The organism is Isoptericola sp. NPDC056134, assembly GCF_042264825.1.
Lineage (GTDB): Bacteria > Actinomycetota > Actinomycetes > Actinomycetales > Cellulomonadaceae > Isoptericola > Isoptericola nanjingensis.
The window spans coordinates 1-26,956 of record NZ_JBHJVM010000030.1 but is presented as its reverse complement, the minus strand read 5'-3'; the positions used below and the strand labels follow the sequence as shown (position 1 = coordinate 26,956).

At 75.6% G+C, this 26,956-nt stretch carries 28 protein-coding genes and 1 riboswitch; of the genes, 16 read left to right on the top strand and 12 right to left on the bottom strand.

Features of this window, described 5'->3' with window-relative positions:
• Positions 1–207: 207 nt before the first annotated feature.
• Together ACFCZN_RS19420 and ACFCZN_RS19415 are read left to right on the top strand one after the other, a co-directional pair.
• Positions 208–417, top strand: coding sequence for an RNA polymerase subunit sigma-70 (locus ACFCZN_RS19420; RefSeq protein WP_429727962.1), 210 nt, complete (start codon positions 208–210; stop codon positions 415–417).
• Positions 417–971, top strand: a complete 555-nt coding sequence (locus tag ACFCZN_RS19415; protein ID WP_430557846.1) for a Clp protease N-terminal domain-containing protein — start codon at positions 417–419, stop codon at positions 969–971. Before ACFCZN_RS19420 ends, ACFCZN_RS19415 begins: the two co-directional genes overlap by 1 nt.
• Before the next feature lie 13 nt (positions 972–984).
• Here the strand turns inward: ACFCZN_RS19415 and ACFCZN_RS19410 are convergent, their stop codons facing one another.
• Complete coding sequence (locus ACFCZN_RS19410) at positions 985–1,587, bottom strand: hypothetical protein (protein ID WP_429766174.1); 603 nt, start codon at positions 1,585–1,587, stop codon at positions 985–987.
• 54 nt (positions 1,588–1,641) lie between these two features.
• Complete coding sequence (locus tag ACFCZN_RS19405; RefSeq protein ID WP_429766172.1) at positions 1,642–4,350, bottom strand: UvrD-helicase domain-containing protein; 2,709 nt, start codon at positions 4,348–4,350, stop codon at positions 1,642–1,644.
• Positions 4,351–4,498: 148 nt separating this feature from the next.
• On the opposite strand from ACFCZN_RS19405, the gene ACFCZN_RS19400 reads away from it, so the two are divergent.
• The gene (locus tag ACFCZN_RS19400; protein ID WP_430557845.1) at positions 4,499–6,022 is read left to right on the top strand and encodes an FAD-dependent monooxygenase; all 1,524 of its coding nucleotides are present in this window, start codon (positions 4,499–4,501) and stop codon (positions 6,020–6,022) included.
• Here ACFCZN_RS19400 and ACFCZN_RS19395 read toward each other — a convergent pair.
• Positions 5,938–6,426, bottom strand: a complete 489-nt coding sequence (locus ACFCZN_RS19395) for a GNAT family N-acetyltransferase (RefSeq protein ID WP_430557844.1) — start codon at positions 6,424–6,426, stop codon at positions 5,938–5,940. The two genes, ACFCZN_RS19400 and ACFCZN_RS19395, sit on opposite strands and share 85 nt — an antisense overlap.
• A gap of 135 nt (positions 6,427–6,561) precedes the next feature.
• Here ACFCZN_RS19395 and ACFCZN_RS19390 point away from each other — a divergent pair, with 135 nt between their 5' ends.
• Positions 6,562–6,945, top strand: coding sequence for a VOC family protein (locus tag ACFCZN_RS19390; RefSeq protein ID WP_430557843.1), 384 nt, complete (start codon positions 6,562–6,564; stop codon positions 6,943–6,945).
• Between the two features lie 48 nt (positions 6,946–6,993).
• Positions 6,994–7,335 carry a YnfA family protein gene (locus ACFCZN_RS19385; protein ID WP_429766165.1) on the top strand — a complete coding sequence of 114 codons (342 nt, stop codon included), beginning with the start codon at positions 6,994–6,996 and terminating at the stop codon, positions 7,333–7,335.
• A 40-nt stretch (positions 7,336–7,375) separates the two neighbouring features.
• On the opposite strand, the gene ACFCZN_RS19380 is transcribed toward ACFCZN_RS19385, so the two are convergent.
• Positions 7,376–7,858, bottom strand: a complete 483-nt coding sequence (locus ACFCZN_RS19380; RefSeq protein WP_430557842.1) for a DUF456 domain-containing protein — start codon at positions 7,856–7,858, stop codon at positions 7,376–7,378.
• Between the two features lie 28 nt (positions 7,859–7,886).
• On the bottom strand, positions 7,887–8,258 hold the full coding sequence (locus ACFCZN_RS19375) for a hypothetical protein (protein ID WP_429766163.1): 372 nt from the start codon (positions 8,256–8,258) through the stop codon (positions 7,887–7,889).
• Between the two features lie 404 nt (positions 8,259–8,662).
• Between ACFCZN_RS19375 and ACFCZN_RS19370 the strand changes: the two genes are divergently transcribed.
• The 4 genes from ACFCZN_RS19370 to ACFCZN_RS19355 are packed head-to-tail and all read left to right on the top strand — an operon-like array spanning position 8,663 to position 13,404.
• Positions 8,663–10,393, top strand: coding sequence for a nitrite/sulfite reductase (locus ACFCZN_RS19370; protein ID WP_430557841.1), 1,731 nt, complete (start codon positions 8,663–8,665; stop codon positions 10,391–10,393).
• The gene (locus ACFCZN_RS19365) at positions 10,390–11,241 is read left to right on the top strand and encodes a phosphoadenylyl-sulfate reductase (protein WP_430557840.1); all 852 of its coding nucleotides are present in this window, start codon (positions 10,390–10,392) and stop codon (positions 11,239–11,241) included. Before ACFCZN_RS19370 ends, ACFCZN_RS19365 begins: the two co-directional genes overlap by 4 nt.
• A complete protein-coding gene (cobA, locus tag ACFCZN_RS19360) occupies positions 11,238–12,593 on the top strand; it encodes a uroporphyrinogen-III C-methyltransferase (protein WP_430557839.1) in 1,356 nt (451 codons plus the stop codon). The genes ACFCZN_RS19365 and cobA overlap by 4 nt, the downstream gene beginning before the upstream one ends.
• Before the next feature lie 55 nt (positions 12,594–12,648).
• Entirely contained in the window at positions 12,649–13,404 is a 756-nt protein-coding gene (locus tag ACFCZN_RS19355) for a sirohydrochlorin chelatase (RefSeq protein ID WP_430557838.1), read from the top strand.
• Here the strand turns inward: ACFCZN_RS19355 and ACFCZN_RS19350 are convergent.
• Entirely contained in the window at positions 13,370–13,984 is a 615-nt protein-coding gene (locus ACFCZN_RS19350) for a LuxR C-terminal-related transcriptional regulator (protein WP_429766298.1), read from the bottom strand. The two genes, ACFCZN_RS19355 and ACFCZN_RS19350, sit on opposite strands and share 35 nt — an antisense overlap.
• A gap of 68 nt (positions 13,985–14,052) precedes the next feature.
• Positions 14,053–15,387 carry a sensor histidine kinase gene (locus tag ACFCZN_RS19345; protein ID WP_430557837.1) on the bottom strand — a complete coding sequence of 445 codons (1,335 nt, stop codon included), beginning with the start codon at positions 15,385–15,387 and terminating at the stop codon, positions 14,053–14,055.
• Between the two features lie 137 nt (positions 15,388–15,524).
• On the opposite strand from ACFCZN_RS19345, the gene ACFCZN_RS19340 reads away from it, so the two are divergent.
• On the top strand, positions 15,525–17,030 hold the full coding sequence (locus ACFCZN_RS19340; protein ID WP_430557836.1) for a PspC domain-containing protein: 1,506 nt from the start codon (positions 15,525–15,527) through the stop codon (positions 17,028–17,030).
• Positions 17,030–17,647 carry a hypothetical protein gene (locus tag ACFCZN_RS19335; RefSeq protein ID WP_430557835.1) on the top strand — a complete coding sequence of 206 codons (618 nt, stop codon included), beginning with the start codon at positions 17,030–17,032 and terminating at the stop codon, positions 17,645–17,647. Before ACFCZN_RS19340 ends, ACFCZN_RS19335 begins: the two co-directional genes overlap by 1 nt.
• A gap of 61 nt (positions 17,648–17,708) precedes the next feature.
• Here the strand turns inward: ACFCZN_RS19335 and ACFCZN_RS19330 are convergent, their stop codons facing one another.
• The gene (locus tag ACFCZN_RS19330; protein WP_430557834.1) at positions 17,709–18,410 is read right to left on the bottom strand and encodes a hypothetical protein; all 702 of its coding nucleotides are present in this window, start codon (positions 18,408–18,410) and stop codon (positions 17,709–17,711) included.
• Positions 18,411–18,544: 134 nt separating this feature from the next.
• Between ACFCZN_RS19330 and ACFCZN_RS19325 the strand changes: the two genes are divergently transcribed.
• Both ACFCZN_RS19325 and ACFCZN_RS19320 read left to right on the top strand, forming a co-directional pair.
• Positions 18,545–19,717, top strand: coding sequence for a glycosyltransferase family 4 protein (locus ACFCZN_RS19325; protein ID WP_430557833.1), 1,173 nt, complete (start codon positions 18,545–18,547; stop codon positions 19,715–19,717).
• Positions 19,718–19,842: 125 nt separating this feature from the next.
• Positions 19,843–20,403, top strand: coding sequence for a hypothetical protein (locus ACFCZN_RS19320; protein ID WP_430557832.1), 561 nt, complete (start codon positions 19,843–19,845; stop codon positions 20,401–20,403).
• 135 nt (positions 20,404–20,538) lie between these two features.
• Here ACFCZN_RS19320 and guaA read toward each other — a convergent pair whose 3' ends face one another.
• The 4 genes from guaA to thiE all read right to left on the bottom strand — a co-directional run bounded on the left by guaA (position 20,539) and on the right by thiE (position 24,377).
• On the bottom strand, positions 20,539–22,146 hold the full coding sequence (guaA, locus tag ACFCZN_RS19315; protein WP_430557831.1) for a glutamine-hydrolyzing GMP synthase: 1,608 nt from the start codon (positions 22,144–22,146) through the stop codon (positions 20,539–20,541).
• A 50-nt stretch (positions 22,147–22,196) separates the two neighbouring features.
• Positions 22,197–22,886 (bottom strand): OmpA family protein, encoded by a 690-nt coding sequence (locus ACFCZN_RS19310; protein ID WP_430557830.1) that lies wholly within the window; start codon positions 22,884–22,886, stop codon positions 22,197–22,199.
• On the bottom strand, positions 22,883–23,551 hold the full coding sequence (locus ACFCZN_RS19305; RefSeq protein ID WP_430557829.1) for a hypothetical protein: 669 nt from the start codon (positions 23,549–23,551) through the stop codon (positions 22,883–22,885). The genes ACFCZN_RS19310 and ACFCZN_RS19305 overlap by 4 nt, the downstream gene beginning before the upstream one ends.
• A gap of 142 nt (positions 23,552–23,693) precedes the next feature.
• On the bottom strand, positions 23,694–24,377 hold the full coding sequence (thiE, locus tag ACFCZN_RS19300; RefSeq protein WP_430557828.1) for a thiamine phosphate synthase: 684 nt from the start codon (positions 24,375–24,377) through the stop codon (positions 23,694–23,696).
• Between the two features lie 31 nt (positions 24,378–24,408).
• Positions 24,409–24,511: riboswitch (TPP riboswitch) on the top strand.
• Here thiE and thiO point away from each other — a divergent pair.
• The 3 genes from thiO to ACFCZN_RS19285 all read left to right on the top strand — a co-directional run bounded on the left by thiO (position 24,501) and on the right by ACFCZN_RS19285 (position 26,872).
• Positions 24,501–25,754 carry a glycine oxidase ThiO gene (thiO, locus tag ACFCZN_RS19295; protein WP_430557827.1) on the top strand — a complete coding sequence of 418 codons (1,254 nt, stop codon included), beginning with the start codon at positions 24,501–24,503 and terminating at the stop codon, positions 25,752–25,754. (Overlaps the previous riboswitch by 11 nt.)
• Positions 25,751–25,996, top strand: coding sequence for a sulfur carrier protein ThiS (gene thiS, locus ACFCZN_RS19290; RefSeq protein ID WP_429766141.1), 246 nt, complete (start codon positions 25,751–25,753; stop codon positions 25,994–25,996). Before thiO ends, thiS begins: the two co-directional genes overlap by 4 nt.
• A 33-nt stretch (positions 25,997–26,029) precedes the next feature.
• Positions 26,030–26,872 (top strand): thiazole synthase, encoded by an 843-nt coding sequence (locus ACFCZN_RS19285; protein ID WP_429766139.1) that lies wholly within the window; start codon positions 26,030–26,032, stop codon positions 26,870–26,872.
• The last annotated feature ends 84 nt before the right edge of the window (positions 26,873–26,956 follow it).

Below are 26,956 nucleotides of genomic sequence, written 5' to 3'. Positions count from 1 at the left end.
CATCGGTGGTGCCCCTGGGTCGGCAGAGGCCGGCACGAACGGTTGTCTCGACATCAAGACATCCCCGAACAGGGTAGTCCGACCCGCACGACGCCGGGAACCGCGGCCCTGCAATCCCCCGCCGCAGGTGACCGATCCCACACGCCGCCGCCCGAGCGCGTCAACCGGGGTTGACAGAGGCGGGGGGCGTCAACCATAGTTGACGGCATGACGGAGAAGACGCTCGTCGGCGCGGCCGCCGGCGACGACCCCACGGAAGGGCTCCGCGCCGTCCGCGCGCTGCGCGACCTGGCGGACCGGCTCGAGACGCTCCAGGTGGAGCGCGCGCGACAGCTCGGCTGGTCGTGGCAGGACGTCGCGGACGCGCTGGGCGTGAGCAAGCAGGCGGTCCACAAGAAGCACGGCAGGAGGATCTGATGTTCGAGAGGTTCACGAAGGACGCCCGCGCCGCGGTGCAGGGCGCCGTGGAGGTCGCGGAGCGCGAGCGCTCCGAGTCGATCGACACCCGGCACCTGGTGGTCACGCTCGCCGAGGGGGCAGGACGTGCGCCCGCCGCGCTGGAGGCCTGCGGCGTCCGGCCCGACGACGTCGCCGCGCTCGCCCGCGACGCCGTCCGACGGGGCGAGGTGCTCGACACCGACGCCCTCTCGGCCGTCGGGATCGATCTCGACGCGGTCAGCCGGCGCGCCGACGAGACCTTCGGCGCGGGAGCGCTCGACCGTGCCGCCCGGCGCAGCACCCGACGGCGCAAGCACTGGCCGTTCACCGCCGACGCCCGCAAGGCGCTCGAGCTCTCGCTGCGCGAGGCGATCCGCCTCGGCGACAAGGGCATCGACGACCGCCACCTGCTCCTCGGCGTCCTGCGTGCCGACTGCCCCGGCGGCCGCCTCCTCGAGTCCGCGCTCCACGACGCCGGCAGCGACGTCGCCACCCTCCGCGCCGCCGCCGAGCAGGAGACCCGCGCAGCCTGACCCGCGCGAGCGCTCACGGCACCGGGTCTGCGCCCCGCGGCTCGGCGGTGGCGGTCAGGTAGGCGCGGCCGCGCGGCGACACGCGGTACCCGACCTCGAGGCTCTCGGTGAGGCCCAGCTCCTTGAGCCGGCGCACGCGGATCTTGAACGGGTCGCGCTCCATGCCCAGGCCCTCGGCGAGGGTGCGCGCGACGACGCCGGGTCGCGCCGCGATCAGCTCCAGGTAGGCGCGGGTCCACGGCTCGGGCGCGGCGCGGTCCATCCGCGCGAGGCGGGCTCGGATCGCGTCCACGGCCGCGGCGTCGAGATCGTCGTCCTCGCGCAGCGCGACCCGCGGGTCCGGGCCCGCCAGACGCAGGCCCACCCGGTACAGCTCGCCCTCGCCCCGGCGCTCGATCCAGGCCCGCGCGGCCGCCCCCGACCGGAACCCGGCGCCGCGGGCGGCGTCGTCGTCGACGTCCTCCGGCCCCACCGGGTCGACGGCCGTCACCTCGACCACGCCGACGCGCGTGCGCATCGTCGACCCCGGCCGCACCCGCACCACGGACCACCGGCGGTAGGTGTGCGAGACCGTCCCGTCGGCGAGCCCGCGCAGCGTCCTGGCGTCGAGCAGCACACCGTCACGATGCCAGCGCACCGCCCCGCCCGCGCGGCGACCCCGCGAGGGCCGTCAGAGCTTGGTGACCGGCGAGTAGCGCAGCAGCAGCCGCTTGGTGCCGTCGGCGCCGAAGTCGATCCGCGCGACGGAGTTCGGGCCGCTGCCCTCCAGCGAGACGACCGTGCCGAGGCCGTACGCGTCGTGCGTCACCTTGTCGCCGACGTCGAGCGACGGCACGTCCGCGTCCTTGCGCGGGGTGGCCGATCCGAAGGTCGCGCCCGTGCCCGCCGTCGTGCCCGCGTCCTTCGGGCGCCCGATCCGGCCCCCGACGCCCTCGGACGGCGACTTCCGCTGCGGCGACCAGGTGCCGCCCGACGAGCCGGCGCGGGCCCCGCCGCGCGCCGACCCTCCCCGTGCCTGACCGCCCCACGCGGACCCGCCGCGGCGCAGGTACTGGGTGGACGACTCGCGCCGCCGCCAGTCCCACAGCTCGTCGGGGACCTCCTCGAGGAACCGGCTGGGCGGGAACTCGTTGGGCGCCCCCCACGCGGAGCGCACCGCCGACCGGGAGATGTACAGCCGCTGCCGGGCGCGCGTGATCCCGACGTACGCCAGCCGCCGCTCCTCGGCGAGCTCGGAGTCGTCGTGCAGCGACCGCATGTGCGGGAACGTGCCGTCCTCCATGCCGGTGAGGAAGACGACGGGGAACTCGAGGCCCTTGGCGGTGTGCAGGGTCATGAGCGTGACGACGCCCTGGTCCTCCTTGGGCTCCTGCTCGGCCTCGCCGTCGGCCACGTCCTCGTCGGGGATCTGGTCGGCGTCCGCCACGAGCGACACGCGCTCGAGGAAGTCGGCCAGGTCGCCCTCCGGGTCCAGCTCGCTGAACTCCGCCGCGACGGCGTGCAGCTCGGCGAGGTTCTCCACGCGCGACGCGTCCTGCGGGTCGTCGGACGCGCGCAGCTCCGCGAGGTAGCCCGAGCGGTCCAGGACGGCGCCGAGGATCGTGGCGGGCGGCTCACCGTCGTCGACGAGGGCGCGCAGCTCGCGCATCATGTCGCGGAACGCCGTGAGCGGCTTGGACGTGCGGGAGGTCATGCCGCCGATCTCGTCGGCGCGCTCGAGCGCGGCCCCGAACGAGATCCGCTCCCGATCGGCGAACGACGCCACCAGCGACTCCGCCTTGTCCCCCAGCCCTCGCTTGGGCACGTTGAGCACGCGGCGCAGGTTCACGTCGTCGTCCGGGTTCGCCAGCGCCCGCAGGTAGGCGACGGCGTCCTTGACCTCGCGGCGCTCGTAGAACCGGGTGCCGCCCACCACCTTGTACGGCAGGCCGACGCGGATCAGCACCTCCTCCAGCGCGCGGGACTGCGCGTTGGTGCGGTAGAACACCGCGACGTCGCCGGGGCGCACCCCGTCCTTGTCGCCGAGGCGGTCGATCTCCTCGGCGACGAACCGCGCCTCGCCGTGCTCGTCGTCGGCCACGTAGCCGACGATCCTCTCCCCCGCGCCGGCGTCGGTCCACAGCCGCTTGGGCTTGCGGTCCGGGTTGCGCGAGATGACGGAGTTCGCGGCCGTGAGGATCGTCTGGGTGGAGCGGTAGTTCTGCTCCAGCAGGATCGTCGTGGCGTCCGGGTAGTCCTCCTCGAACTCCACGATGTTGCGGATCGTGGCGCCGCGGAACGCGTAGATCGACTGGTCGGCGTCGCCGACGACGGTGAGCTCGGCCGGGTCCAGGCCGTCGACGCCGGGCCCGTCCACCGTCGCGCCGGCCAGCTCGCGCACCAGCATGTACTGCGCGTGGTTGGTGTCCTGGTACTCGTCCACCAGGATGTGCCGGAACCGGCGGCGGTAGTGCTCCGCGACGTTCGGGAACGCCTGCAGCAGGTTCACCGTCGTCATGATGATGTCGTCGAAGTCGAGCGCGTTCGCCTGCGCCAGCCGCTGCTGGTAGCGCCGGTAGACGTCCGCCAGCACGGTGTCGAACTCCGGTGCCTGCGCCGGCAGCGAGCCCGACGACGCCGCGCGGGCCGCGCGCTCGCGCCAGCCCTCCTCCGTGGCGTCGGCGCCCGTCCTCTGCGCGTACGCGTCGGGGTCGATCAGCTCGTTCTTGAGGTCGCTGATCTTGTGCGCCAGCGACCGCGCCGGGTACTTCTTCGCGTCGAGGTCGAGCTCGCGCGTCACCAGCGTGATGAGGCGCTGGCTGTCCGCCGCGTCGTAGATGGAGAAGCTGGAGCGCAGGCCGAGCGTCTTGGCCTCCTTGCGGAGGATCCGGACGCACGCGGAGTGGAACGTCGAGACCCACATCCGCCCGCCCGCCGGGCCCACCAGGTGCTCGACGCGCTCGCGCATCTCCGCCGCGGCCTTGTTGGTGAACGTGATCGCGAGGATCTCCCCCGCCCGGGCCCGGCCGGTGGCCAGCAGGTAGGCGATGCGGTGCGTGAGCACGCGCGTCTTGCCCGACCCGGCGCCCGCGACGATGAGCAGGGGCGAGCCCGCGTGCTCGACGGCGGCCCGCTGCTGCGGGTTCAGCCCCTCCAGCAGGGCCTCCGGGTCCAGGTGCGAGAACGCCCCGCGCGAGCGCGGCCGACCCTCGCCCGACCCGCCGTCGTGGGCGCCGTCGTGGGCCTCGGCCGCGGCGTCGCGCACCCAGGCGGGCGCGCCCGACGCCGGGTCGGCGGCGTCGTCGTCCCAGCGCGGGGCGGTGGACGGCAGGCGTGCCGTGTCGTCCTTCGCGGCATGGTCGAACCCGGGCAGGGACAGGCTGTCGAACAGGGAGGTCATCGTGGACCAAGCCTAGGCTCCGCGGCCGACACCCGAGAACGGGCGCGCCCTGCCCGCCGCTCACCATAGAACCGCGCGGGGGGCTTGCCGCAAGGCCCCCGTCGCGCCCGAGACTGACCCGTCAGGCGAGCGACGCAGGGGGTTCACGATGCACGACGTGGCGGTGACCGGCGGCGGCCCGACGGGGCTCATGCTGGCGGGCGAGCTGCGCCTCGCGGGGGCGGACGTCGTCGTCCTCGAGCGACGCGAGTCGCAGGACCTCGTCGGCTCGCGCGGCGGCGGGATCCACGCCCGCACGATCGAGCTGCTCGACCAGCGCGGCATCGCCGACCGGTTCCTCGCCGAGGGGACCACGATCACCGCGGTGACGTTCGGCGGCACGCGCCTCTCCCTGGCGGGCCTGCCCACGCGCCACCCGTACACGCTGGCGCTGTTCCAGAACCGCATCGAGCGGCTGCTCCTCGCGTGGGCCCAGGAGGTGGGCGTCCCGGTCCGGCGCGGCGTCGAGGTCGAGGGCGTGGTGCAGGACGACGACGGCGTCGACGTGCTGCTCCGTGCCGGCGACCCGGTGCGGGCGCGATACGTCGTGGGCGCCGACGGCGGTCGCAGCGTCGTGCGGAGGGCCGTCGGCATCGACCTCGTCGGTCCGGACGCGACCCGCACCACCCTCATCGCCGACGTCCAGGTGGACGGGGACCTGCAGCGCACCGGGACCGTCGACGAGCGCGGCCCGCACGGCCTCCACCGGACGGACGACGGCACCGTGCGCGTGGTGCTGACCGAGGCGGCGCCGTCGACCGACGAGCCCACCCTCGACGACCTGCGGCGGGGCCTGGTCGAGGTGTTCGGCACGGACTTCGGCGTGCGCGACCCCACGTGGCTGTCGAGGTTCACCGACGCCACCCGCCAGGCCGCGTCGTACCGCGCGGGCCGCGTGCTGCTCGCGGGCGACGCGGCACACGTGCACTCCCCGACGGGCGGGCAGGGTATCGGGCTCGGCCTCCAGGACGCCGTGAACCTCGGCTGGAAGCTCGGCCAGGTGGTCCGTGGGGTGTCGGACGACGCGCTCCTCGACTCGTATCACGCGGAGCGGCACCCCGCGGGCGCCCGCGCGCTCGGCTACACGATGGCGCAGTCCCTGTTCCAGCGCGCCGACCCGCGGCAGGAGGCGCTGCGCGACCTGCTCGACGCCGTCCTCGCCGTGGACGGCGCCGGCGCACCCGTCACGGGACTCGTCACCGGGCTGGACGTGGCCTACGACCTCGGCGAGGGACACCCGCTGCTGGGGCGGCGGGTGCCGGACCTGGACCTGGCGGGGATCGCTCCGGCAGCCCGGGTGTTCGAGCTGCTGCACCCGGCCCGGCCCGTGCTCCTGGAGCTCGGCGGCCCGCCGCTCGACGTCGGCGCGTGGGCCGACCGGGTCCGGCACGTCCGGGCCACGACCACCGGCCCGTGGGTGCTGCCGTTGCTCGGCGAGGTGCCCGCGCCGAGCGGCGTCCTGGTGCGCCCGGACGGCCATGTCGCCTGGGTCGGCGAGGGCGCGACGGACGGGCTCGCCGAGGCGATGTCCGCCTGGTGCGGGCGGCCCTACCGACGCAGCCGCATCGGCGTGTGCGGGATGTCGTCCTCCAGGTACTCGGGCCCGTCGGGGGCGAAACCGAACCGCCCGTAGAAGCCGGTCAGCGGCGACTGCGCGCCGAGGACGACGTCGGCCTCCGGTGCGGCGGCGGTGGCGACCTCCACCGCGGCGCGCATGAGCACGCCCGACGCCCCCGAGCCGCGCACGTCCGGGTGGCACACGACGCGGCCGATGCGCTGCACGTCGCCGTCGTCGAGCACCCGCGCCGTCGCGACGACGCGGCCGCCCCCGTCGCGGTCGAGCAGGACGACGTGCCGCGCCGTGGGCTCGGCGTCCCGGCCGTCCAGGTCGGGGTACGCGCACTCCTGCTCGACGACGAACACGTCCTGCCGCAGCCGCCACGCCGCGTACGCGGTCCGCGCGTCCAGCTCGTCGAGCGTCGCGACGCGCACCGTCCACCGGTCGTCGTGCCGCTGCCGGGCGTCCTGCTGGGTCATGGTTCCTCCGAGCTGCCGTGCCTGCCGCCCGACACCCTAAGCCGCGCGCCGATGAGATCCGCCCCCGGCGGCCGTCCCACCCGTACCGCACCCGGGCGCGACCGGCGCCGGGTCGTCGCCCGAGGAGGAACCACCGTGGCCGCAGCACGATTCACCGGGGTCCACACCGTCGCGGTCCCCGTCCGCGACCAGGACGCCGCGCTCGCCTTCTACACCGGGCCGCTGGGGTTCGAGGTCCGCTTCGACGCCGAGCTGCAGCCCGGCTTCCGGTGGGTCGACGTCGCCGCGCCGGGCGCCGCGACGTCGCTCGCGCTGGTGCGGGCGGGCGACGCGCTGCCCGCCGGCGTCGACACCGGGATCCGCCTCGTCACGCCGGACGCCCGGGCCGCCCACGAGGCCCTGACCGACGCGGGGGCCGACGTCGGGGACCTCCTGCTGTGGGAGCAGGCGCCGCCGATGTTCGAGTTCCGGGACCCGGACGGCAACACGCTGTACGTCACCGAGAGCTCGGCAGCCTGACCGGCGCGGGCTCGCGGCGGGGCCCGTCGGCGCGCGAGACTCCTGCGCATGACCGTGCTGCGCTCGATCCTGCTCTTCCTCGCCGCCGCCGTCTTCGAGATCGGGGGCGCCTGGCTCGTGTGGCAGGGGGTGCGCGAGCACCGCGGCTGGATCTGGATCGGCGCGGGCGTCGTCGCCCTCGGCGCGTACGGCTTCTTCGCGAGCCTGCAGCCGGACGCGAGCTTCGGCCGCATCCTCGCCGCGTACGGCGGGGTCTTCGTGGCCGGGTCGCTCGTCTGGGGCATGGTCGTCGACGGGTTCCGGCCCGACCGCTGGGACGTCACCGGTGCGCTGCTCTGCCTCGCCGGCGTCGCGGTGATCATGTACGCCCCACGTCACGGCGTCGCGTGAGCCGCCACGCCGGGTCGCGGCACGGGAGTCGCGCGCCGGCTCAGGCGAGGACGAGCCCGACCACCCACGCGAGAGTGGCCACGACGCCGCCCGCGAGCTGCACGCCGATCGTGATGAGCGTGGCCTTGAGCGCCGCGCGCGTGGCGGTCCAGGCGACGGCCGCGTCGCGCCGTCGGGCCAGCTCCACGAGGAAGACGGCCCCGGCGAAGAAGAGGAAGAGCCCGACCACGGGCACCACGAAGAACCCGACCACCCCCGCGACGCCCGCCAGCGCGAGCGTGCCCCAGGGCACGTCGGCCCGGCGCATGTGACGCCCCGCGAGCAGCCACTGACCGGTCTCGGCGGCCACGACCGCCAGGGCGGCGACGGCGAAGCACACCCACGCCGTCGTGCCGCCGGTGACCCACGCCCACACGAGGATGCTCCCCAGCACGAGCACGTTGCCGGGGAGCACCTGGACGACGATGCCGACCAGGCCGACGGCGATCGCCAGCCCGACCAGCACCTCCCCCAGGACGCTCATCGCGACCGACCCGGGGCCACGTGGACGGTCACCAGAAGACGGCGACCAGGATGTTGACCAGCGTCAGGGCGCCGATCGAGTGCTTGAGGCCGGGGGCCACGGCACCCGTGCCGTTGTCGCCCTTCGAGCCCTGCCGCTTGGCGACGAACGCGAGCACGGCGATGATCAGCGCGATCACGAGCTTGACGCCGATCTTGGCCATGCTGGGGCCTCCGTCGGCCCACAGGTCGCCCATCTCGGCGATGCCGACCATGAGGATGCCGGCGACGAGGGCGGTCGCGGCGCCGTGGAAGACCCCGCGGTAGAGGCCGGGGCTCTTGATCGACGCGATGTAGCCACCGAGGACGATCGCCCAGCCCACGAAGTGGAGCGCGACGAAGACGTGGTAGAGGAACTCCATGCGGGCAGCCTAGCCGCGCGCGGAGCGGGATCTGACACCGGTGTCCGCAACCGGTCACACATCACACCCGGACAGACCTCCGCAAGCCGGCCCCGCATCGTCCCACCATGTGGTCCCACCATGTGGACCTCGTCTCGCGCGACGGCGCCCGGAGCGGTTACGGTCATCCCCATGACCACGGCCGCGCACCGCCTCCTCGTGACGACTCGTCACGAGATGCCGGCGTGCGTGCGTCGCAGCATGCGCAGCTGTCTGTGCTGCTGTCGCTGATCGCGCCCTACCTCAGCCCCGCCGCGGACCCGCGGCTCCTGAGCACCGGCGCGCGCCGTCGGTCCTCGGCCCACCCCCGCTGAGTCGCTCGTCGTCGCGCGTCCCGCCCCCGAGGACCCGAGGAACTCCCCCAGATGACGACGCAGACCACCGCACCCGCCCCGACCAGCGACGACGCCCCCGCCCGCGTCCGCCCCCCGCGCGCGACGCGGCCGAACGGGCAGTGGAAGGTCGACGGCACCGATCCCCTCAACCACAACGAGGTCTTCAAGCAGGAGGCGGCACCGCTCGGCGTCCGCGAGCGCATCGAGTCGACCTATGCGCGCGAGGGCTTCGACTCGATCACCGACGACGACCTGCACGGCCGCTTCCGCTGGTGGGGCCTGTACACGCAGCGCAAGCCCGGGATCGACGGCGGCCGCACCGCGACGCTCGAGCCGCACGAGCTCGAGGACCGGTACTTCATGCTCCGCGTCCGCTCGGACGGCCAGCCCCTGTCGCCCGCCGCCCTGCGGGTGCTCGGCGGCATCTCGGCCGACTTCGGGCGCGGCTCTGCCGACATCACCGACCGGCAGAACATCCAGTACCACTGGATCGAGATCGAGAGCATGCCGGAGATCTGGCGCCGCCTCGACACCGTGGGCCTGGAGACCACCACGGCCTGCGGCGACTCCCCCCGCGGCTTCCTCGGCAGCCCGGTGGCGGGCATCGCGGCCGACGAGATCATCGACCCCACCCCCGTGATCCTCGAGATCAAGCGCCGCTACATCGGCGACCCGGAGCTGGCCAACCTGCCCCGCAAGTTCAAGACGGCGATCACCGGCCACCCGAGCCTCGACGTGGTGCACGAGATCAACGACATCTCGCTGGTCGGCGTCGTGCACCCCGAGCTCGGCCCCGGCTACGACCTGTGGGTGGGCGGCGCGCTGTCCACCACGCCGCGGCTCGGCGAGCGGCTCGGCGTCTTCGTCACCGAGGAGCAGGCGCCCGACGTCTGGCACGGCGTCATCCGCATCTTCCGCGACTACGGCTACCGGCGGCTGCGCAACAAGGCCCGCCTGAAGTTCCTCCTCGCCGACTGGGGCACGGAGAAGTTCCGCGAGGTGCTGGAGAGCGAGTACCTCGGGTACACGCTGCCCGACGGCCCGGCCCCCGCGCCGGCCACCCGGCCCGGCGACCACGTCGGCGTGCACGAGCAGAAGGACGGCCGGTTCTACGTGGGCGCGGCCCCCGTCGTCGGGCGGGTCGGCGGCAACACCCTCACCGGGCTGGCCGACCTCATCGAGCGGGTCGGCGCGGACTCCGCCCGGCTCACCGCGCACCAGAAGGTCGTGATCCTGGGCGTGCCCGCCGACCGCGTCGACGAGCTGCTGGACGGGCTGGAGCCGCTGGGCCTCACCGCCCGACCGAGCCTGTTCCGCCGCTCGACGATCGCCTGCACCGGCATCGAGTTCTGCAAGCTCGCCATCGTCGACACCAAGGACACGGCGGCGCGCGTGATCGGCGAGCTCGAGGACCGGCTGGGCGACGTCACCGGGCGTCTCGACCGGCCCATCGAGCTCAACGTCAACGGCTGCCCCAACTCCTGCGCCCGCATCCAGACCGCCGACATCGGGCTGAAGGGCCAGATCATCACGGTCGACGGCGAGCAGATGCCCGGCTTCCAGGTGCACCTGGGCGGCGGCCTGGTCGGCGAGGGGCGCGACGCCGGCGGGCTGGGCCGCACGGTGCGCGGCCTCAAGGTGCCGGCGTCGGAGGTCGGCGACTACGTGGAGCGCGTCGTACGGCGGTACGACGCCGAGCACGACGGCGGCGAGACGTTCGCCCAGTGGGCGCACCGGGCCGACGAGGAGGCCTTGCGGTGACCGCCGTCGAGATCTCCTCCCCGGTGACGCTGCTCGCGTCCCCGGCCGGCGGCGGCCGGCTCGCCGAGGTGCGGGCCCGGGCGGCGGCGCGCGAGGAGTCGCGCCAGGCCAGGCAGCGCGCGCGTGCGTCCCGGCACCGGCGCTCGGTCGAGGAGCTGCGCCACGTCGTCGAGCGCGGTCAGGCGCAGCTGCACGCCGACGGCGACCGCCCCGAGGCCACGGCCGTGGAGGTCGTCGCCTGGGCGGTGCGCGAGTTCGGCCCGTACCTCGCGGTCGCGTCGTCGATGCAGGACCTCGTGCTCGCCCACCTGGTCTCCCGGCAGCTCCCGTTCGTCGACGTGCTGTTCGGCGACACCGGCTACCACTTCGCGGAGACGCTCGGCACGCGCGGCGCCGTCGAGATCGAGATGGACGTGGACGTGGTCGACGTCCGCCCCGCGCTCACCGTCGCCGAGCAGGACGCGCAGCACGGCCCCCGCCTGCACGACCGGGACCCCGAGGCCTGCTGCGCCATGCGTAAGGTGGCTCCCATGCGGCAGGCCCTGCAGGGCTACGAGGCCTGGGCGACCGGCGTCCGCCGCGGCGAGACCGCGGCCCGCGCGAACGCGCCCCTGGTCTCGTTCGACGAGCGCAACGGCGTCGTGAAGATCAACCCCCTCGCCGCCTGGACCGACGAGGAGGTCCAGGAGTACGCCCGGACGCACGGCGTGGTGGTGAACCCGCTGCTCAGCGACGGGTACCCGTCCGTGGGCTGCGAGCCCTGCACCCAGCGGGTCGAGGCCGGGCAGGACGCCCGCGCCGGTCGCTGGGCCGGCCGGGACAAGGACGAGTGCGGGCTGCACGTATGAGCCGCCGCAGGACGTCCTCGAACGGGTCGCGCTCCGCCCGCCCCGCCCCGCCGCACGACACGTACCCGCTGGGCCTGCGGGTCGGTGGCCGCCTCGTCATCGTCGTGGGCGGCGGCCCCGTGGCGCTGCGCCGCGTGCGCGGACTGCTCGCCGCGGGGGCCCGCGTGCGCGTGATCGCGCCCGACGTCGTGCCCGAGCTCGCCTCGCTCGTCTCCGCGGGCGCGATCGAACGGATCACCCGCGGGTACTGCGACGGCGACCTCGACGGCGCGTGGCTGGTGCACACCGCCACCGGCGACCCCGACGTGGACGCCCGCGTGGCCGGCGACGCCGAGCTGCTGCGGACCTTCTGCGTCACCGCGGGCGACGCCGAGCTCGGCTCCGCGTGGGTGCCCGCCGTGGCGCGCACCCCCGTGACGGACGCCGCCGGCCGGCCCGCGGGCGACCTCGCCGTGGCCGTCACCGCGGGGCGCGACCCGCGCCGCGCCGTGCGGGTGCGCGACGCCGTCGTGGCCGGGCTCGACGACGGCAGCCTGCCGTTGCGTGCCGTGCGCCCCGCGGGCGACGACGGACGCGCGACGCGCCCGGGCCGCGTCGCGCTCGTGGGCGGCGGCCCCGGGGACGCGGGCCTCATCACCGTGCACGGGCGGCGGCTGCTCGCCGCGGCGCACGTCGTCGTCGTCGACCGCCTGGCACCGCGCTCCCTGCTGGCCGGGCTGGCCGACGACGTCGAGGTGGTCGACGTCGGCAAGACGTCCGGGCACCATCCCGTGCCGCAGGAGGAGATCACCGCGCTGCTGGTGCGGCACGCGCTCGCCGGACGCGATGTGGTGCGCCTCAAGGGCGGAGACCCGTACGTCTTCGGCCGCGGCGGCGAGGAGCTGGACGCCTGCCGCGCCGCCGGGATCGAGGTGGAGGTCGTGCCCGGCGTGACGTCGGCCGTCTCCGTGCCGGCGGCGGCCGGCATCCCGGTCACGCACCGGGGTCTCGCCCGCGGGTTCAGCGTGCTCACCGGGCACGACGACGTCGGCCAGGTCCCGGGCGGTACCGACCACACGCTCGTGCTGCTCATGGGCGTCACCCGGCTCGCGGACACCGCCCGCGCCCTCGTCGCGGCGGGACGTCCGGCGGACACGCCCGTCGCCGTCGTGGAGGACGGGTTCGGCGCCCGTCAGCGCACCACCGTCGGCACCCTCGCCGACATCGCCGACCGGGCGCGTGCCGTGGGCGTGCAGGCGCCGGCCGTGACCGTCGTGGGCGACGTCGTGCGACGCAGCCCGGCGTGGACGGGGCCGGCGTCCTCCCACGGCTCCGCTCACACTGTCGCAGCGCCGGCGGTGAGGTCGTCGTGACGACCGTTCACGCGGGCGCAACGTCGCAGGACGCCGCCCGCCCTAGGGTCGCGGCATGACCGTCCCAGCGCTCCTCGCCGTCTCGCACGGGACGGCGTCCGCGACCGGAGCCGGCGCCGTCGCGACCCTCGTCGAGGCCGTGGCCGCCCGCCTCCCCGGCGTCCCCGTGCACGCCGGCTTCGTCGACGTGCAGCAGCCCGACGTCCCGACCTGCCTGACCGGGCTGCGTGGCCTCCGGGCGCCGAGCGTCGTGGTGCCGCTGCTGCTGTCGGCGGGGTACCACGTGCACGTCGACCTGCGCGACGACGTCGACGCCGCCGTCGCGGGCGGCGACGACGTCACGCTCGGCGGGGCGCTCGGGCCCGACGACCGCCTGGTCGACGTGCTCGAGCAGCGCCTCGCCGAGGCAGGCCTGCGCGACGACGACACCGTGGTCCTGGCCGCCGCCGGGTCGAGCGACGCGCGCGCCGTCGCCGACTGCGAGACCACGGCCGCCCGCCTGGCCGGGCGCCTGGGCCGCCCGGTCGCCGTCGGGTACATCGCGAACGCCACCCCGCGCGTGCACGAGGTGGTCGACGCCGCCCGGGCCCAGCACCCGGGCCGTCGCGTCGTCGTCGCGTCCTACCTGCTCGCGCCGGGGTTCTTCGCCGACCTCGCCGCGCGGGCGGGCGGGGACGTCACGACCGCACCGCTCCTGGTCGCCCACGAGGACGCGCCCGCCGAGCTCGTGGACGTCGTCGTCGAGCGCTACCGCGCCGCTGGTCGAGCCGGCCCGCTCACAGCAGCCGGCGCGCCGCGGCCCACCGCGTGAGCTCGTAGCGGCTGGAGAGCTGCAGCTTGCGCAGCACGGCGGACACGTGGGTCTCGACCGTCTTGATGGAGATGAACAGCTCGCTCGCCACCTCGCGGTAGGAGTAGCCGCGCGCGATGAGCCGCATGACCTCCTGCTCCCGCTTGGACAGCCGGTCCAGCTCGTCGTCCGCGACGGCGACGTCGCCCGCGGAGGTGCCGAACGCGTCGAGGACGAAGCCCGCGAGCCGCGGCGAGAAGACGGCGTCCCCGCCGGCCACGCGGACCACGGCGCCCGAGAGGTCGGACGCCGAGATGTTCTTGGTGACGTAGCCGCGCGCCCCGGCGCGGATGACGGCCACGACGTCCTCCGCGGCGTCGGAGACGGACAGCGCGAGGAACTTCGTCTCGCCGAGCAGGTCCGCGCAGCGCCGTACCACCTCCGCCCCGCCGCCGCCGTTGCCTCCCGGCAGGTGCACGTCGAGCAGCACGACGGGCGGGCGGTGCTCGTGCACCACGGCCACGGCCTGGTCGACGTCCGCCGCCTCGCCCACCACCTGCACCCGGCCGTCCAGGCTGGCGCGCACGCCGGTGCGGAACATGTGGTGGTCGTCGACGAGCACGACGGGGACCGGCCCCGTCGGCTGCGGCGTCGCGTCGGTGGGAGTGGTCACGTGCGTGCTCCTTCGTCGGCAGTGCTCGGGTCGTTCTCGTCGGTGGGCCCGGCGGCGGTGGGGCCGGCGGCAGGCTCCGCCGCCGGCGCGGCCGACCCGTCGCGCGGCATGCGCAGCCGCACCTCGGTGCCCCAGCCGGGCCGGCTGGTGACGTCGGCGGTGCCGCCGCGCCGGTGCACGCGCCCGAGGATGGACTCCCGCACCCCGAACCGGTCCGGCGCGATGTCGTCCATCTCGAACCCGTCGCCGCGGTCGCGGACGAACACCTCCACGGCGGCGTCGGTCACCTCGAGGTAGACCGTCACCGGCGGGCGGCCGTGCACGACGGCGTTCACGAGCGCCTCGCGCGACGCCTGCAGCAGGGCCGAGGTCTCCTCCGTGGGGACGCAGTCGCCCACCATCACCGACTCGACCTCGACGGCGCGGCCGTCCTCGACCTCCGCGACGAGGGCGCGCAGCTCCGCCGCGAGCGACGTGCCCGGTGCGGTGCGGTCGGTGTACAGCCACTCGCGCAGCTCCCGCTCCTGGGCGCGGGCCATACGGGCCACCGCCTCCGGGTCGTCGGCACGCGAGCGGATGAGGGCGAGGGTCTGCAGGACGGAGTCGTGCAGGTGGGCGGCGATGTCGGCGCGCTCCGCCTCGCGCGCACGGGCGGCGCGCTCGTCGCCCAGCTCGCGCACCAGCCGCAGCCACCAGGGCGCCAGCATGAGCGCCGCGCCCGCGAGGACGGCGAGCGACGCCACGGCCGCCTGCAGCAGCACGGGCACGGGGGCGTCCTGGCCGATGAGCAGCAGCACCCCCACCATGACGAGGACGACGCCACCCACGAGCCGCAGCACCAGCGTCGAGCGGCGGGTACCCGGGCCTGCGTCCCCGGCGCGGCCGCGCTGGGCGGCGTCGAGCTGGCTCCACGCCAGGGCCAGGCCGCCCACGGCGACGAGCGCCGGCAGCACCCACGACGCCCCGACGTCCCACCCCGCGCGGATCGCGACCAGGACGAAGGCGCCCGCGATGAGCGCAGCCCCGATGAGGACGTCCCGCACGGGCAGGGCCGCGACCGGCCCCCGCAGGCGCAGCCGCGGCGCGAGCCGTTGCATGGACGTGGGCGTGGTGTCGGCGGCCTGCCGCGGGTCGCCCGACGGCACGGTCACCCACCAGAACACGTACGCCACCGCGCCCGCGCCCGCCACCAGCGTGAGCAGGAGGAGAGCGAGGCGCACCACGAGGACCGGGAGGCCCAGGTGCGCGGCGAGGCCCGCGGCGACGCCGGCGAGCACCCGCCCCTGAGGGGGCCGGCGCAGCGGGAGGCGCGGGGGTCGCTCGGTGGTCATGCTCCCGATCCTGGCACGTCAGGGGCGCCCCGGGGCGCGGGATCCCGAGGTTTCAGGGTGGCTCGACCCGTCGATTCAGGGTCGCGTCAGGGCAGCACCCGATGCCGCGCGGGCTCCCCGATCGCCAGGATGGAGCCATGAGCACCGACGACCTCCCCCAGCCGCCCGGGCCGCAGCCCGGACCCGGCGGCGCCCCCGCCGCGGGCGGCACCCCTCCGCGCCGCTCCGGCGACGGCTTCTTCGACTCCATCCGCCGCATGGGCGTCACCCGGTCCGACAACCGGTGGGTCGGCGGCGTCGCCGGCGGCGTGGCCGAGCGCTTCGGCCTGGACCCGCTGCTGGTGCGCGGCCTGCTGATCCTCAGCTTCTTCCTCACCGGCGCGGGCATCGTCATCTACGCGATCGCGTGGGCGCTGCTCCCGGAGCGGGACGGCCGCATCCACCTGCAGCAGGCGTTCCGCGGGGACTTCGACGTCGCGCTCCTCGGGGCGGTCGTCGCCCTGATCGTCGGCTTCGCCTGGGGCGACGGCCTGAGCTGGTGGGGCTTCGGGATCGAGTGGATCGGCGCCCTCCTGTGGGTGGCCGTCTGGGTCGGGATCGTCTGGCTGGTCGTCAAGCTGATCCGCGACCGCCGCCCGCGGAACGGCGGCCCCGGCGCCCCGCCCGCGCCGCCGTACCCCGCGGCTCCCCCGTACCCGGCCGCGCCCGCGCCGGGCACGACCGACGACCCCACCACGGGCGGGCCGTCGTCCACGGGCTCCTTCACCCCGGCGCCGCCGGCGCCCTACCTGACGACGCCGCCGGCGCCGCAGCCGCCGACCGAGCCCTCCAGCCCCTCCGGCTCCTGGGCCGCGGCGCCCGCCGCGCCGGCCGGCGCCTGGGCCTCCGCGCCCGCCGCTCCCCCGGCGGCCCCGGTCGTCGCACCGCGCCCGCCGCGGCCCCCGCGTCCCGTGCGGCGTGGTCCCGGCGCCGCCGCGGTCGGCATCGTCCTCGGGCTCGTGCTGCTCGGTGGCGCGCTGCTCCTCGTCGCGGACCGCACCGGGAACCTCGACCTGCCCCTCGGGCCCACCTGGCTGGGCGCGTCGATCGTGGTCCTCGGGCTCGGGCTCGTCGTGACCGGCCTGCGCGGCCGGCGTGGCGGCGGCCTGACGTTCCTCACGATCCTCGCGCTGATCGCCGGCGTCCTCACCTGGCCCTTCGCCGGGGACCGCAGCTCCTGGGAGTTCTGGGACGCCGCGCCGCAGCAGTCCGGCGCGGCCGCGGTCGTCAGCGACGGCACCCTGCACCCGACGACGACCGCCGAGGCCGAGGAGGGCGTGCACGTGCGCTTCGGCGACGCCACGGTCGACCTCACCGACCTCGACCTGTCCGACGTCCCGCTGGACGACCCCGTCGTCGTCCCCGTCACGATCTCCGCCGGCAACGCGACCGTCCTGATCCCCGACGGCACGGCCGTGGAGGCCGACGTCGAGGTCATCGCGGGCAACGCCGAGTGGTTCGTGGACGGCCAGGACCGCTCCGTCAACACCTACACCAACGGTCCCGTGCGGTTCACCAACGAGGAGGCTCGCCAGGCCGATGGCGCCCGCCTGCTGCTCGACGTCGGCGTGCGCGCCGGCAACCTGACCATCGAGGAGTCCTGATGAGCGACGACAAGCCCACCACGCCCGGCCCCGAGCCGGACGAGACCCAGGCCCTGCCGGCCGCGGACGAGACGCAGGCCCTGCCTGCGGCCGACGACACCCGGGCGCTGCGCGCGGCCGACGAGACCCAGGCCTACCCCGCCTCGGGCGACACCCGCGCGTTCCCGGTGGCGGGGCCGGACGACCCGCTGTCGATCTTCGACCAGCCGGAGCGGCCCGCGGAACCCGCCGTCACCGAGCACGGGCCCACCCAGCCGGCGGCGACCGCGCCGGAGACGCCCGCCCCCGGCTACGGCGCCGCCGCGCCCGAGCCGACGCTCGAGCCGGCCTCGTCGGGGTGGGCCTCGTCCGAGCCGGCGGAGGCGGCGCCCGCGCCCCCGGTGGCGCCCGTCCCCGTGGACGAGCCGCCGGCCAGCAGCGGCCCGCGGGCGAGCACGATCGTGTGGGGCTTCCTCGTCGTCGCCTTCGGCGTGGGCCTGGTGGCCAACGCCGCGGGCGCGCACATCGACGTCGAGCTGGCCGCGATCGTGCTGCTCGCCGCGGCGGGCGCCCTGCTGGTGATCGGCTCCGTGGTGAGCGCGGTGCGCCGCCGACGCCGCGCGACGACCACCCGCTGACGCGCACGACGACGCGGCGGTGACCCGAAGGTCACCGCCGCGTCGTCGTGCGGGTCGGGCCTCAGGCCGACGGCGAGCCGCTGCCCCCCGCCGGCGGCGCGGCCGGCGGGTTCTCCGGCGGCGTCGAGGGGGACGCAGACGGCGGCGTCGAGGGAGGCGCCGACGTCCCGGCGGGGGGCGCCTCGGGAGCCGTGCGCGTGCTCGGCCGCTCGGGCGGCGCGGCGGGCGTCGTCGGGGCCGACGGCCGGTCGGGCTCGACCGGGTCGGCGCGGTGCGCGGCGTGCGACAGCCCGCCCTCGGACGTGAGCGAGGGCGAGTCGATCACCACCTGCGGCCCGCCGGCGAGCTTGCGTAGCGCGCTCCCGAGCAGGATGAACACGATGCCCAGGCCGATGACGAGGGCGCAGACGCCGAACGCCACCACCGACGTGAACAGCGACGCGCGCAGGAACGACGCGTCCATCACGCTGTCGCGGACGGGGTCGTCCTGGTCGAGCTGGGCATAGGTCTTCCCGTCGGCCATCTCGGTGGCGTGCTTGTCGATCACCTCCGCCTGCGCGTACGCGGTGAACGGTCCGGCGACGTGCTGGCCCGCGAACATGTTGGCGTCCTCGGAGACGGTGATCTCCTCGGCGGAGAGGGTCTGGGAGACGACCACCCAGACGCCCACGCCGAGCACGATCATGACGATGCCCGCGATGACGGTGATCATCCCGATCCCGCGGACGCCCTTGGTCGGATGAACGGTGACAGTGCTCGACATGTCGCACCTCTCCTCAGGTGTGTGCCGTGGCGCGTGCGCCAGAGGTCCCGCTCCTCGCACGGTAGCGCCAACGCACGCCCTCGGCTCGGCGAAGCCGCAGGTGGCCGCGCCGCTGCCGATGGCAGGATGAGCCGGTGCGCATCGTCCACGTCTCCGACTCCTACCTGCCGCTGCTCGGCGGCATAGAGACCCAGGTGGCCCGGCTCGCGCGCCGGCAGGCGGAGGCCGGGCACGACGTCGAGGTCATCACCACGACGCCGGCCGCCCCCGGCGACCACGGCCTGACGACGTCGACCGACGGCGACGGCGTCGTCGTGCACCGCGTCGCCGCCCGCGTGCCGGGGGGCTTCCCCGTCCACCCGCGCTCGACGGCGCACGTGCTGGCGCGGCTGCGCGAGCTCGAGGGGGACGGGCGGCGCCCGGACGCCGTGCACCTGCACATGGGCGTGCTCGCCCCGACGGTCGAGCTGGCGCTCCGCCCGGTGACCCGGCTCGGGCTGCCGGCGCTGCTCACCGTGCACAGCGTGTGGGGCGGCTGGGATCGCGCGTTCGGCGCGCTCGACCGCGTGACCCGGTGGTCGTCGTGGCCGGTCCAGTGGTCCGCGGTGAGCGAGCTGACCGCCGCTCCCCTGCGCCGTGTCGTCGGGCGACGACTCGCGCCCGACGCGGCGGCGGGTCGCGTGTCGGTGCTGGGCAACGGCATCGACGTCGACGCCTGGCGGCTGCCGCGCGTCGAGCGGGGCGAGCGGGCGGAAGGGCGCGAGGTGCACGTCGTGTCCGCCACCCGGTTCGCGCCGCGCAAGCGGGTGCTGCCGATGCTGGAGGCGATCGCCGCCGCGGTGGAGAAGGCCCCCGGGCGCCTGGTCGCGACCATCGGCGGCGACGGCCCGCAGCTCGCCGACGCCCGCCGCTGGGTGCGCGAGCACGGGCTGGCCGACACGGTGCGGCTCGTCGGCCGCCTCACCCCGACCGAGCTCAAGCGCCTCTACGTGCGCGCCGACGTCTTCGTCGCCCCCGCGGTGCAGGACGCGTTCGGCATCGCGGCGCTCGAGGCCCAGGCCGCCGGACTCGCCGTCGTCAGCCGGTCGCAGTCGGGGGTCGCGGAGCGCCTGGTCGACGGGCGCGACGCCCTCCTCGTGGACGACGACGCGGCGATGGCCGGCGCCCTCGTCCGCCTCGCCGACGACCCCGCCCTGCTCGACGCGATCATCGCCCACAACCGCTCCGCCGAGCTCGCGACGTCGTGGCCGCGCGTGCTCGCCGACGTCGACCGCGCGTACGAGCGCGCCGCATCGCTCGTCCGCTGACCGAGGCGGCGTCACCGCAGGTCACGGGCACGTCGTTGCTCGGGCGTATCAAGGACGCCCGCTCCGCGCTCCCCCCACACCGTGACCGGCGACGAGGGGATCGCCGGCAGACGTGAGGAGCGAAGATGACCATCACGACGCAACGACGCAACGTCCGCGCCCGGCTCGCCGCCGTCGTCGGCGGGCTCGCCGCGATCTCCGCGCTGGGGGTCGCGGGTCCGACCGCGACGGCCGCGCCCGCGGACGACCCGGCGCCGGTCCAGGTGCAGCGCGTGGACAGCGACGCACCGGTCATGGTCGAGGACCTGAAGATCTCGGCCACGGCTGCCAGCACCACCTACTACTGCGCCGTCCTCGACGGGACCTTCGGCTGCAAGAACGCGAAGCCGGGGACCGGGCTGGTCGTCGCACGGCTGTACCAGAACAAGGACTACGGCGGCTTCCAGGTCGTCGTGTTCAACCCGAAGTACAAGGTCGGCTGCACGTCGGGCACCGGGGACAACGAGGGCGGCGCCAACCTCGGCACCGCGCTCTCCAACCGGATCAGCTCCGTCAAGACCTACAACGGCTGCGACGTGCGCCTCTACAACGGCAACAACAAGACGGGGGCGTACACCGGGTTCATCGACAAGGACAGCTACCTCGGCAGCTTCAACGACCGGGCGAACTCGTTCCGCATCTCCTGACACATCCACCGACGGGAGACAGCTCCCGCCGCTACCTGCGGGCGTGGTGCGCGGCGGTGTCGTTCGTGAGAGCCGAGCGAGGAACGAGCGAATCATTCGAACGAACGACACCGCCGCGCACCACGCCCGCCTCCCTCATTCCCACTCGATCGTGCCCGGCGGCTTGCTCGTCACGTCGAGCACCACGCGGTTGACCTCGCTCACCTCGTTGGTGATGCGGGTGGAGATGACGGACAGCACGTCGTAGGGCAGGCGCGTCCAGTCTGCCGTCATGGCGTCCTCGGAGGACACGGGGCGCAGCACGATCGGGTGGCCGTAGGTGCGGCCGTCGCCCTGCACGCCGACGGAGCGGACGTCGGCCAGCAGCACGACGGGGCACTGCCAGATCTCGTCGTCCAGGCCGGCCTTGGTGAGCTCGGCGCGCGCGATGGCGTCCGCCTGGCGCAGCGTCTCGAGGCGCTCCGCCGTCACCTCGCCGACGATGCGGATGCCGAGGCCCGGGCCCGGGAAGGGCTGGCGGGAGACGATCTCCTCCGGCACCCCGAGCTCGCGGCCGACCGCGCGGACCTCGTCCTTGAACAGGGTGCGCAGCGGCTCGACCAGCTCGAACTGCAGGTCGTCGGGCAGGCCACCCACGTTGTGGTGGCTCTTGATGTTGGCCGCGCCCTCGCCCCCACCGGACTCGACGACGTCCGGGTAGAGCGTGCCCTGCACGAGGAACTTGACCTCCTCGCCGTGGGCGCCCGCCTCGGCGACGATGTCGCGCTGGGCGTCCTCGAAGACGCGGATGAACTCGCGGCCGATGATCTTGCGCTTCGTCTCGGGGTCGCTCACGCCCGCGAGGGCGGTGAGGAACCGCTCCTTCTCGTCGCGGATGATCAGCTTCACGCCCGTGGACGCGACGAAGTCGCGCTCGATCTGCTCGACCTCGCCCTCGCGCAGCAGGCCGTGGTCCACGTGCACGCAGGTGAGCTGGTCGCCGACGGCGCGCTGCACCAGCGCGGCGGCGACGGCGGAGTCCACGCCGCCGGACAGGGCGCAGATGACGCGCGCGTCGCCGACCTGCGCGCGGATCGCGGCGACCTGGTCGGCGATGACGTTGCCGGCCGTCCAGTCGGGCGCGAGCCCCGCGCCCTCGTAGAGGAACTTCTCCAGCACGGCCTGGCCGTGCGCGGAGTGCTTGACCTCGGGGTGCCACTGCACGCCGTACAGGCGGCGACCGGTGTCCTCGATCGCCGCGACGGGCGAGCCGGACGACGTCGCGAGCACCGTGAAGCCCTCGGGCGCCGCGTGCACGGAGTCGCCGTGGCTCATCCAGGTGGTCTGGTGGTCGGGGGTGCCCGCCAGCAGCACGCCGGCCTCGCACACCTCGACCTCGGTGCCGCCGTACTCCCGCTGCCCCGTCTGCGCGACGGTGCCGCCCAGCGCCTGCGCCATCGCCTGGAAGCCGTAGCAGATGCCGAGCACCGGCACGCCGGCCTCGAACAGCGCCGGGTCCACGAACGGCGCGCCGGTGGCGTACACCGACGACGGGCCGCCCGACAGGATGATGGCCGCCGGGTTCTTGGCGAGCATCTGCTCGGTGGTGAACGTGTGCGGCACGATCTCGGAGTAGACGCGGGCCTCGCGCACCCGGCGCGCGATGAGCTGCGCGTACTGGGCGCCGAAGTCGACGACGAGGACCGGTCGCGGCGTGGGCGCCAGGTCGGCGGTGGTGGGGGTGTCGGTGGCGGGAGACGTCACCGAGCCATCGTAGCCGCCGGACGGTCCCGCTCCCGGGCCCGTCCCACGGGTCACGCGGTGGGGTAGGTCACCTCGACGCGGCGGTTGAGCGCCCGCCCCGCGGGGTTGTCCTGGCCGTCCACCTCGTTGTCCGCGACCGGGTCCGCCTCGCCGTGGCCCTCCACCTTCAGCGTGAGGTCCGGCCGCTCCGCCGCGAGCACGTCGGCGACCGCGTTCGCGCGCTGCCGGGAGAGCGTGAGGTTCTTCGCGTCCGTGCCGATCGAGTCGGTGTACCCGTCCACGCGCACCGTCGCGTCCTGCGGGATGTCCGCCGCCAGCCTCGCGACCGCCGTCGCCGCCTCCGGCGTCAGCGTCGCCCTGCCGAAGTCGAACAGCAGGTCGGACGTGAGCGTGACGACCGTGTCGTCCTTCTTCTCCTGCCTCTGCTCCAGAGTGATGGTGGAGTCCGCGGCGTCCAAGGCGAACGTCGAGTCGCCCGCGCGCAGGTCGACCGTGGCGTCCGTGCGCATCGCGTCGGTGGTCTCCGCGGCCTCGACGGTCGCGTCCTGCTCCGCGAGCGCTGCCCGCGCCTCCTGCATCAGCTCCGGGTCGGCCGTCGGAGCGGCGCCCGACGACGGGCTCGGCGACGCGCTCGGCTCGGTCCCCGCCACGGCCGGGCCGGCAGCACCCGGGGCGAGCAGCGCGGCGAGCAGCGCGGCGAGCGCCGCGACCACCGTCCCCCGCTGCCGTCGAGCCGTCACTTCGCGGCGCCGTCGACGTAGGTGACCGTCACGTCCGTGAACAGCGGCAGCCCCTCGGCGGGCAGGACGTCCACCGTCGCGGGCTCCCCCTCCGGCGCGGGCAGCACGGCGGACACCTCGATGGTGCCGTGGTTGGGGAACTTGAAGGCGTGCTTCTCGAGAGGGGACACGAGCATGGACTCACGGCACTTGATCTGCGCGACCGCCGCCTTCGTCGAGTCGTCGGTGTCCTCCTGCCAGGCGCCCTCGGTGCAGAACGGCCGGTACGCCTTGAGACCCGCCCGGTCCGTCACGGTCGTGCTGGGTTCCAAGCTCATGTCGTACCAGCTCGCCCCCGCGTCGGCGGGCGACGCGTCGTCGTCCCAGCGCAGCGCCCAGCGCACCGTCGTCGTGCCGCCGGCCACCTCGACCGCCCGCAGCGACACGGTCACCTCGCCGCCGAGGGCCGCGTCCGAGCCGTGCGGCGTCGCGATCTTCTGCTCCGCCATCACCTGGTCGGCGACGGACGCCGTGCCAGGATCCGCGGCCGCCTCGGCCTCCGGGGTGGCCGATGCGGCCGCTCCAGACGTCCCGCCCTCCTCCTCGGCGCCCCCGCCCGTGCACCCGGACAGGACGAGCAGGGCGCCGGCGAGCAGCAGGGCGGACGTGCGGGCACGAGGGGACATCGACTTCTCCAGGGCTCGGGGGGCGCGACTCGCCCCGGCGCGAGGCGGGGCGAGCTCACTGTGGCACACGCCACCCCCGCCGGGTATCACCCGCGAGGGGGAGCACTCCCCATCCCGGGGCGTGCCCGGATGGGCCGGCGGGTCAGCCCAGCCGCTCGCGCAGCTCGCGGGCGGCGCGCTCGGGGTCGGGCGCCTGCGTGATCGCCCGCACGACGACGACGCGGGACGCTCCGGCGTCGAGCACGGCGTCGAGGCGCTCGGCGTCGACGCCTCCGATGGCGAACCACGGCGTCGTGGGGCGGGTCGCCGCGACCTCGCGCAGCAGGTCGAGCCCGACGGCCGCGCGGCCGGGCTTGGTGGGCGTGGCCCACAGCGGGCCGACGCAGAAGTAGTCGACGTCCGGGTCGGCCTCCGCCGCGGCGGCCTGGTCCGCGGAGTGCGTGGACCGGCCGAGCACCGGCGCCGGCCCCAGCAGCGACCGCACGGCGGGCACCGGCAGGTCGCGCTGCCCCATGTGCACCACGGGCGTCCCGGTGAGCTGCGCGACGTCGGCCCGGTCGTTCACCGCCCAGAGCGCGCCGTGCTCCGCGGCGACGCGGGCGACCACCTCCTGCAGCTCGAGCTCGCGCGCGACGTCGAGCGTCTTGTCCCGCAGCTGCACGACGTCGACGCCGCCCGCGAGCGCTGCGTGGAGGAAGTCCTCCAGGTCGCCGCGCTCCTCGCGGGCGTCGGTGCACAGGTACAGGCGGGCGTCGGCGAGGCGGGCGCGGGGCGCGTCGGGAGCGGTCTCCGGGGCGGCACCGTGGTCGGGCGCGGTCGTGGTCACGCCGGTCAGGGTAACCACGGCCCGGGTTACAGTGGCCGCGCACGGGAGCCCCGCTCGGGGCTGAGAGGGCGTAGGAGCCGACCGTCGAACCTGATCTGGGTCATGCCAGCGAAGGGAGCGCACATGCCCACGCCCAGCAGTCCGTCCGACGCCCTGTCCGGCACCCTGTCCGACACCCTGTCCGACACCCTGTCCGACATGGTCGTCGTGGGCGGCGGGATCGTCGGCCTCTCCGTGGCCTGGCGCGCCGCAGCGAGCGGTCTGTCCGTCACCGTGCTCGACCCGTCGCCCGGCGAGGGCGCCACCCGCGCCGCGGCGGGGATGCTCGCGGCTGTCAGCGAGTCCGACTTCGGCGAGCGGGAGCTCGCCCGCCTCAACGTCGCCTCGGCCGCGCTCTGGCCCGACTTCGCCGCCCGCCTGGCCGCGGCGACCGGGCGGGACGTCCCCCTGCTGCGCGCCGGGTCGCTCGCCGTCGCGTACGACGCCGACGACCTCTCCCTGCTGCGCCGGGTCCTGGCGCTGCACCGGGAGTGGGGCCTCGCCTCCGCCGAGGTCTCCGTGGCCGACGCGCGGCGGCGCGAGCCGTACCTCGGGCCGCGGCTCGCCGGGGCGGCCGTCGTCGAGGGCGACCTCGCCGTGGACCCGCGAGGGGCGCACGCGGCGCTCGTCCAGGCTCTCGGCGGCGCCCTCGTGCGCCGCGCGGCGGCGCGGCTCGAGCGCGACGGCGCGGGCCGCGTCGTCGCGGTGCACGACGACGCGGGCGCGCGCCACGCCGCGGGCGCGGTCGTCGTCGCGACCGGCGCGGTCGCGACGGCGTCGCTGCTCGACGGCGTGCCCGACGTGCGTGTCCCGGTGCGGCCGGTGAAGGGCGCCACGCTGCGCCTGGACGCCGGCCCGGGCCTCGCGCTCGAGCACGTGGTGCGGGGCACCGTGCAGGGGCGGCCGGTGTACGTCGTGCCGCGGGGTCCCGGTACCGGCGCGGGGCCCGGCACCGGGCCGAGCCACCGGGAGATCGTCGTCGGCGCCACCAGCGAGGAGCGCCCCGACGACCGCCGCGCCGAGGCGGGCGGCGTGTTCGCGCTGCTGCGTGACGCCCGCGCGCTCGTGCCCGGCATCGACGAGGCCGCGCTGGTCGACGTCACGCCGCGCGCCCGCCCGGCCACCCCCGACAACCTGCCGCTCGTCGGCGCGACCGCGGTGCCCGGCCTGCTCGCCGCCGTCGGGCACGGGCGCAACGGGGTGCTGCTCGCCCCGCTCACCGCCGACGCGGTCGTGGCCGTGCTGACCGGAGCGCCTCCCCCCGACCCGGCGCTGTCCGCCGCCGACCCGCGCCGCTTCGCGCCCGCCGCCCGTCTCCCCGAAGGAGCCGCCCGATGACCGCCGCCCCCGCCACCCGCACCGCCGTCGTGAACGGCGAGGCCTACCCGCTCGACGGGCCGCACGGCGACGGCGTCGAGGCCGTCGTCGCAGCCCTCGTGCCCGCGTTCGTCGCCGACGGCTCCGTGCAGGGCATCGCCGTCGCCGTGAACGACGCCGTCGTCCCCCGCGGCCTGTGGGCCGGGACCCGGATCGCTCCCGGCGACCGGGTCGAGATCGTCACCGCCGTCCAGGGCGGCTGACCACGAAGCCTGACCACGAAGCACGGAGGAAGCATGACCAGCACGCACGCCGCGGCCACGTCCCGCCCGCTCGCGCACCCGCTCGTCGACCCCCTGGTGGTCGCCGGCACGGAGATCGGCTCGCGCCTCGTCATGGGCACGGGCGGCGCGTCGAACCTCATGACGCTCGAGGACGCGCTGGTCGCGTCGGGCACCGGGCTCACCACGGTGGCGATGCGCCGCGTCGCGGTGCGCCCGGGCGGCGCGGGCGCCGAGGACGGCGGCATCTGGGGGCTGCTGGAGCGGCTCGGCATCCGCGCCCTGCCCAACACGGCGGGCTGCTTCTCGGTCGCCGAGGCCGTGCTCACCGCCCAGCTCGCGCGCGAGGCGTGCGGCACCGACTGGGTCAAGCTCGAGGTCGTCGCCGACGACGTCACCCTGCTGCCCGACCCGATCGGCCTCGTCGAGGCGGCCGACCGGCTCGTGCGCGACGGGTTCGTCGTCCTGCCGTACACGAACGACGACCCGATCCTCGCGCGCCGGCTGGAGGACGTCGGGTGCGCCGCCGTCATGCCGCTCGGCGCCCCCATCGGCACCGGGCTGGGCGTGCTCAACCCGCGCAACATCGAGGCGATCGCGAGTGCCGCACGCGTGCCCGTCGTCCTCGACGCCGGGGTGGGCACGGCGTCCGACGCCGCCCTCGCGATGGAGCTCGGCTGCGACGGCGTGCTGCTCGCGACCGCCGTCACGCGCGCCGCCGACCCGGTCCGCATGGCGCACGCCATGCGCCTCGCCGTCGAGTCCGGCCGCCTCGCCGCCGGGGCCGGCCGCATCCCGCGCCGCGAGGGCGCGCTGGCCAGCTCCTCCCCCGACGGCCGCCTCGACCTCGCCCTCTGAACCCTGCCGAGATAGAGAAGGCTCCTCGCCGAGATAGAGAGGGCACGGACCGTAGCCGGCTACGGTCCGTGCCCTCTCTATCTC

What these genes read in the sequence shown, in the direction of transcription:
- ACFCZN_RS19405 (WP_429766172.1), bottom strand. Translation starts at nt 4,350, where the DNA reads ATGACCTCCCTGTTCGACAGCCTGTCCCTGCCCGGGTTCGACCATGCC.
- ACFCZN_RS19285 (WP_429766139.1), top strand. Translation starts at nt 26,030, where the DNA reads ATGACCAGCACGCACGCCGCGGCCACGTCCCGCCCGCTCGCGCACCCG.
- ACFCZN_RS19320 (WP_430557832.1), top strand. Translation starts at nt 19,843, where the DNA reads ATGACCATCACGACGCAACGACGCAACGTCCGCGCCCGGCTCGCCGCC.
- ACFCZN_RS19370 (WP_430557841.1), top strand. Translation starts at nt 8,663, where the DNA reads ATGACGACGCAGACCACCGCACCCGCCCCGACCAGCGACGACGCCCCC.
- cobA (WP_430557839.1), top strand. Translation starts at nt 11,238, where the DNA reads ATGAGCCGCCGCAGGACGTCCTCGAACGGGTCGCGCTCCGCCCGCCCC.
- ACFCZN_RS19400 (WP_430557845.1), top strand. Translation starts at nt 4,499, where the DNA reads ATGCACGACGTGGCGGTGACCGGCGGCGGCCCGACGGGGCTCATGCTG.
- ACFCZN_RS19350 (WP_429766298.1), bottom strand. Translation starts at nt 13,984, where the DNA reads ATGTTCCGCACCGGCGTGCGCGCCAGCCTGGACGGCCGGGTGCAGGTG.
- ACFCZN_RS19395 (WP_430557844.1), bottom strand. Translation starts at nt 6,426, where the DNA reads ATGACCCAGCAGGACGCCCGGCAGCGGCACGACGACCGGTGGACGGTG.
- ACFCZN_RS19385 (WP_429766165.1), top strand. Translation starts at nt 6,994, where the DNA reads ATGACCGTGCTGCGCTCGATCCTGCTCTTCCTCGCCGCCGCCGTCTTC.
- thiS (WP_429766141.1), top strand. Translation starts at nt 25,751, where the DNA reads ATGACCGCCGCCCCCGCCACCCGCACCGCCGTCGTGAACGGCGAGGCC.
- ACFCZN_RS19335 (WP_430557835.1), top strand. Translation starts at nt 17,030, where the DNA reads ATGAGCGACGACAAGCCCACCACGCCCGGCCCCGAGCCGGACGAGACC.
- ACFCZN_RS19415 (WP_430557846.1), top strand. Translation starts at nt 417, where the DNA reads ATGTTCGAGAGGTTCACGAAGGACGCCCGCGCCGCGGTGCAGGGCGCC.
- ACFCZN_RS19355 (WP_430557838.1), top strand. Translation starts at nt 12,649, where the DNA reads ATGACCGTCCCAGCGCTCCTCGCCGTCTCGCACGGGACGGCGTCCGCG.
- ACFCZN_RS19330 (WP_430557834.1), bottom strand. Translation starts at nt 18,410, where the DNA reads ATGTCGAGCACTGTCACCGTTCATCCGACCAAGGGCGTCCGCGGGATC.
- ACFCZN_RS19340 (WP_430557836.1), top strand. Translation starts at nt 15,525, where the DNA reads ATGAGCACCGACGACCTCCCCCAGCCGCCCGGGCCGCAGCCCGGACCC.
- thiO (WP_430557827.1), top strand. Translation starts at nt 24,501, where the DNA reads ATGCCCACGCCCAGCAGTCCGTCCGACGCCCTGTCCGGCACCCTGTCC.
- ACFCZN_RS19345 (WP_430557837.1), bottom strand. Translation starts at nt 15,387, where the DNA reads ATGACCACCGAGCGACCCCCGCGCCTCCCGCTGCGCCGGCCCCCTCAG.
- ACFCZN_RS19375 (WP_429766163.1), bottom strand. Translation starts at nt 8,258, where the DNA reads ATGGAGTTCCTCTACCACGTCTTCGTCGCGCTCCACTTCGTGGGCTGG.
- ACFCZN_RS19380 (WP_430557842.1), bottom strand. Translation starts at nt 7,858, where the DNA reads ATGAGCGTCCTGGGGGAGGTGCTGGTCGGGCTGGCGATCGCCGTCGGC.
- ACFCZN_RS19305 (WP_430557829.1), bottom strand. Translation starts at nt 23,551, where the DNA reads ATGTCCCCTCGTGCCCGCACGTCCGCCCTGCTGCTCGCCGGCGCCCTG.
- ACFCZN_RS19420 (WP_429727962.1), top strand. Translation starts at nt 208, where the DNA reads ATGACGGAGAAGACGCTCGTCGGCGCGGCCGCCGGCGACGACCCCACG.